This window comes from Pseudarthrobacter naphthalenicus (assembly GCF_029076445.1).
Lineage (GTDB): Bacteria > Actinomycetota > Actinomycetes > Actinomycetales > Micrococcaceae > Arthrobacter > Arthrobacter naphthalenicus.
Window position 1 is genome coordinate 1 of the sequence record NZ_JARESG010000053.1, and the last position, 5,074, is coordinate 5,074.

Consider the following 5,074-nt stretch of genomic DNA (forward strand, 5'->3'; position numbering starts at 1 on the left):
GCAAACCAGCGGCCCTACGACCGGCCCCGTCCCGATGGACGCACATCCCGTCACCGCGGAACACAGGTGACGGTGCACTCACCCTGCCTGCCGTCCAGAGCCAAAAAAGCATTGACAAGCGTTAGGGCGGCTCTTCGTGGTTCGTGGTGAATCGGATTCCGTGTCTTGAAAGCTGAAGGGCTCGTAGCCCTGCTGTGATGGATGTTCTCTACGCATTCATCAAGTCAGGAGCTACGAGCCTTGATCGAGCCTACTTCCCAACGCCACGATGCTGCCACCGCCATTTTCAACCTGCCCGACTACCGCGTCACCGACACCGAGGTCCTCGCCTTCGGGCAGCGACGCATCATGGTCGAAGCCACTGCTGAGGCCGGCTGCCCTTCCTGCGGCGTGATCAGCACCCGGGTGCATTCCCGCCGGCCCCAACGTATCCGCGACATCCCTGTTGCCGGCCCAATCGAAGTGATCTGGGCCAAGCGGAGATTCTTCTGCGATGAATACCTGTGCCCGCGGCAGACGTTCGCCGAGGAAACAGCCCAGGTCCCGCGCCGCGCACGGTCCACCCGCCGGCTCCGCGACGCCCTCGTCGCCGCCGTCATCGGATCCGGAAGGGCCGCCGCCGAGGCCGCCGCTTCGTTCGGTGTCTCATGGTGGCTGGTCCAGCGGGCCCTGGACTCCGCGGCGCTGACGCTGCCCGATATCGATGCCTTGGCACCCCGGATGCTCGGCATCGATGAACACCGCTACCGGTCCGTCCGGTTCTTCCGCGACCCGGCCACCAAGACGTGGAAACGCTACGAACCCTGGATGACCACCATCGTTGATCTGGACACCGGCCAGATCCTCGGGATCGTGGACGGTCGCTGGATGACCACCATCGTTGATCTGGACACCGGCCAGATCCTCGGGATCGTGGACGGTCGCGACAGTGAAGGCGTTGGGAACTGGCTGTTCGCCCGGCCACTGCAGTGGCGACTGGGCGTGCAGGTCGTCGCGATCGACCCGTCAGCGGCGTTCCGCAAGGCCCTGCGTATGTGGCTGCCGCGCACCGCGGTCTCGGTCGACGCGTTTCATCTGGTCAAGCTCGGCAACGACATGCTTACCGAAGTCCGGCAACGGCTCACCCAGCAGGTCCATGGCCGGCGGGGACGTTCCATCGACCCGGTCTGGGCCAACCGCCGACTGCTTCTGCGGGCCGGCGACACTCTCTCGGACCGGGCACGGAACAGGCTCAGCACCGTGTTCGCCACCGACGACGCCACCGGAAGATTGCAGGCCGCTTGGCTGGTCAAAGAGCAGCTCCGGACGCTGCTCGCCACCGGGTCCCTAGGCGAGGCGGCTGCCGCGAAAGACCACCTGCAGGTTCTGGTCGAACATGCCGCTCAGCCGGAAACGAACCGGCTCTGGCGCACAATCTGCCGATGGTGGAAAGAGATCGAAGTCCTCATTGTCACCGGCGCGACAACGGCGAAAGTGGAAGCCAACAACACCGCGATCAAACACATCAAAAGGACAGGCCGGGGATTCACCAACGCACAGAACTACAAAACGCGTATCCTATTGCGCAGTGCCGCCAGAACAGCGGCATGAACATTCATCACGGCAGAACATTCACCACGAACCACGGAGAGCCAGTTTTGCTCATCCGGAACGACTGCTCGACATGCCACAGGTCGTGGTAGGAGCCGATTACTTCCCCTGCGGGCATGATGTTTGCGGGGATATTTGTCACGTAGCCTTTCAGGCCGACGAGTTGCCGGGCACGCGCTATCGAGGCCTCGTCCAGGCTCGGTTTCCCGCCGGCGGTCTTGACGAACCGTGGGGTCCGGGCTGATTTCTGTCCCTCGATGACCTCCCGTGCCCGGTTCTCCTGGGCCGTGCGCGTTGTGTTGTCATGAACAGCTCTCTTGCGTGAGTAGGCCCACACCGCCCGCCAGGATCCCGGGTGCACGGCAGGGTCCCAGACGGGTTCGGCACGCAGATCAGGGTTGTTCTCGTTCGTGTGGCCGGTCCTGGGGGTGAGCGTATCGATCAGCTGCCCGTCGCTGAACGCGTCACCGTGCCTCGTCACCGAGGCCATCGAACTTCAACGACGTGAACGCCCAGGCCAACGCATTGAACAGCAACCGGGAGTCGGTGCCCACCACGCGGGCAGGGCCTTTGCGCCCAGGAATTGCTGCCGGGCGGGCAATATCGAACAGGCCCGGATTATCAGCAGGGGCAACCAGATTCTTCACTGGAGGCGTGCGCTCGACACCAAGCTCAAGGACGCCCTGCGCCGGATTCTCCAGCAACTCGCGCGCACGCTCCAGCAGGACACCGAGTTCGGCTTCCGTATGCGCCGAACCGACGTGCTCCATTATCCGCTGACGGCCCCGCACATACTCCGCGATCTGCACACCGGTCGCCCCCGAGGCCGTCAGCACCCTCCTGATGAATGCCACACCGTGACACTAGAACAAATCCTATTAGTGCGTGAAGAACCATGAAGCAGCCCGCATCACTGCAGGTCAGCGCGATACGCTCCCGAAATATCCCGGCCCGTGAGCCAAGTCAGGCGCTGCCCCATGCGGGCCGCCCGAGGACCATTTTCGGTGCATCGGGGCGACCGTCAACCTGAAACAGGGATTCGGAAACGGCGCAGGGCCGAAGGTCATTTTCGTGCGTTGGGACCGGCTAGGCAGGCAAGCCAATCATGAACGATTAATAGTACTTGTTCTGCGTTATCGGCAATATGGATGCATTGCCTGCATGTTCACCCCTTCGCCATAAGAGAGCCGAGCCAGGAAGGGTTGTGGATTCCCCTCTCTTCCTAGAACCGTATAACCAGCGCCATCGCAAATACTCCAATGATGCGCTAAGCCGCATCTGTTCTTTTCCGACCCGCCTATGACTTGAGAGTATAGCCAAGCTCGCAGGCCGGATATTGTGCCCCTCGGGACGCGTGAAGATGACACGGTGAGTTCTCAAGTAGTGGGGAGCGGAAGGATTGTCGGCTACTCGATGAACTCGCAGGTGAAGTCCTCGATAGCCATGTCTGCGCTGGAGAAGGCGCCGCGGCATGCCGCACGGGAGGGTAAGAACCCCTCTGGCAAGACGAAGAAGACGCCAGCGGTGCATTCGGATAGCGCGATTCTATGTACCGGTCGCATAGGTTCGTCGAATCGGTCGGGCGTCCCGGCACCACCGGATCGAGGGGGCAGGTCGGTGCGTGCGCAGACGACGCAGCGATGCAATTGTTGTGCTGCATAAAACGTCCTAGGTCGTCAGCGGTGGCTCACGCGCCAGAATCTCAGGCTGGCCATCAATCAACAGGACCGCAGGAGCCCCAACAATTAGCCTTGTCCACCGGCTCCAGTCCTATTCCGCGCCGCAGCTCTTATCGAAATCGCTCCGCCTTGGGCTAGGAAGGTCATCGCAGCGTTCGGTCGAAGATGACGTTGAACCGTGATGAGCTCGGTGAGGCCATTTCGCTTCTGATGACGGCCTGATGACGATCCGGTGACGGGTTGAAGCGCAAGCTAACTGTTAACACGTTTGCTGTTCGATACAGCTGCAAAGAGACCTACCACAGACGGACAGGAAGGACCGGCAAAGACTGTGACTACCAATGATCTTGATGAGCTGGAAGCTAGGGTTGCTGTTCTAGAGCAAATTCGGTCGACATCTTCCGTTGGAAGCTCAGATATCCTTGATCTGCCGGACGGCAACTGGCAATCTGTGGCAAGGGAGCTCGCGGCCAGCGTAGGCTGGATGGGCTCCGACAACATCGTCAATGCCAACTCTTATTCGGCCCAAGTGGCCTTCTTTGGACCTCCGCAGGCTTCGGCCGACGAAAGCCGGGACGAGGTGGGGGCGGGAGTTCTAAGTTTCACCGATGGAGTGACGGTTCGAGCCTTCTGGTGGGGCTTTCATGTCGAATTTAGCCATGAGGCGGCCACAAGGATTTTGGACTCTGCGGATGTCCTTAATTCTGTGGTTTCTAGCATTGGAGGCTCGATTCCTAGCCCCGCGCAACCGTGGATAAAGTTGCTGGCACCATTCATTGCTGGCACTCATAAGCTCTTACGAGATCTCGATAAGGGGCAAGGTCTTTACGTCAGCATGAGCTGGTTCGCGCCCGGCGTATTCATTCCCACAGCCGTCTAATCTCGGCCGCACCATTAGATTTGAGGGTCCTCCCGAACCCCGACGATGGGATGCCCGGGGTGGCCCCCGGGCATCGTCGGCGATATCTGGCCTAACGGAAGCTCCAGATCGACCCGAAACCCACCAGGGGTCGGCCGGCACACTGTAGCAATGAGGTTGATGCCTGTGTCTAACGCGAAACTGGCATACCCGGCAGGCCTGCGTTCGGGAGAACAGCGACGGGACGTGGGCCTGTGGCCGCCGGCTTCCAAGCCGTCGTATCGAGTGCGGCCGACAGTCGGACGATCGTCTCGGGTACGAGGACCCGGCTGGTGTATCCGAGGGTGGTGAGCGTTTCGAGCAGTAGCTTCACGCGTTGAAAAATACGCTCCCCGAGCTGGAGGATTTAGTGCCGATGGACTCTAGCGGAAGCTTGAGAAGGGGCATCGCGGTCTTGTTCTTCATGGCAAGACCAGTGGGAGCCCAGGCTAAGCTCGCTGGCCAAACTTGGACCAATGTCGCTCCACCATTTCGGCGGCGATCAGGTCCTTCATCCGGGACCGCTGGTGGCATAGACCCCATGACACGATCTTGTATCATACGTCCTCAAGAGTGCATGTCTCTCTCCCGGCACCAGCAGCCTAACTGCTCTTCTAGCGAATCGCGTAGTGGGATAATCGCGCAAGAATGGAGAAAAAATGGAGTTTCGTGCGCGACGTGCAGCTGCGAACGGAAGCAGGCCATCAGGGAAGGCCTCTGTTCCAGCGCGGCGTCAGGTTAGGGGACAAGCCAAATGAATATCCTTGAGCTTAGGCCTAGCCCCGATTTTTCATGATGCGCCGTGACGGTCGCGGTTTTGCGCCTGCGGCTGATCCGAGTTTTGTTTTCTGTTTTCGGGCAGTCTGGTGTGGCCTGTTGGTTCGCTGGGTTGGCGCCGGTTCCACTT

At 60.6% G+C, this 5,074-nt stretch carries 3 protein-coding genes and 2 pseudogenes; 3 read left to right on the forward strand and 2 right to left on the reverse strand.

Annotated elements, in window-relative coordinates; genetic code table 11:
* Positions 1–240 precede the first annotated feature (240 nt).
* Positions 241–1,590, forward strand: a complete 1,350-nt coding sequence (locus tag PY310_RS21135) for a transposase (RefSeq protein WP_275216596.1) — start codon at positions 241–243, stop codon at positions 1,588–1,590.
* A 43-nt stretch (positions 1,591–1,633) separates the two neighbouring features.
* Here the strand turns inward: PY310_RS21135 and PY310_RS21140 are convergent.
* Together PY310_RS21140 and PY310_RS21145 are read right to left on the reverse strand one after the other, a co-directional pair.
* A pseudogene (locus tag PY310_RS21140) lies at positions 1,634–2,062 on the reverse strand (IS1634 family transposase); the annotation flags it as partial.
* Complete coding sequence (locus PY310_RS21145) at positions 2,055–2,444, reverse strand: hypothetical protein (protein ID WP_275216598.1); 390 nt, start codon at positions 2,442–2,444, stop codon at positions 2,055–2,057. The gene PY310_RS21145 and the pseudogene PY310_RS21140, both read right to left, overlap by 8 nt.
* A gap of 529 nt (positions 2,445–2,973) precedes the next feature.
* Between PY310_RS21145 and PY310_RS21150 the strand changes: the two are divergent.
* Positions 2,974–3,306: pseudogene (locus tag PY310_RS21150) on the forward strand (IS3 family transposase); the annotation flags it as partial.
* 294 nt (positions 3,307–3,600) lie between these two features.
* Positions 3,601–4,149, forward strand: coding sequence for a hypothetical protein (locus tag PY310_RS21155; protein WP_275216599.1), 549 nt, complete (start codon positions 3,601–3,603; stop codon positions 4,147–4,149).
* Positions 4,150–5,074: the final 925 nt, after the last annotated feature.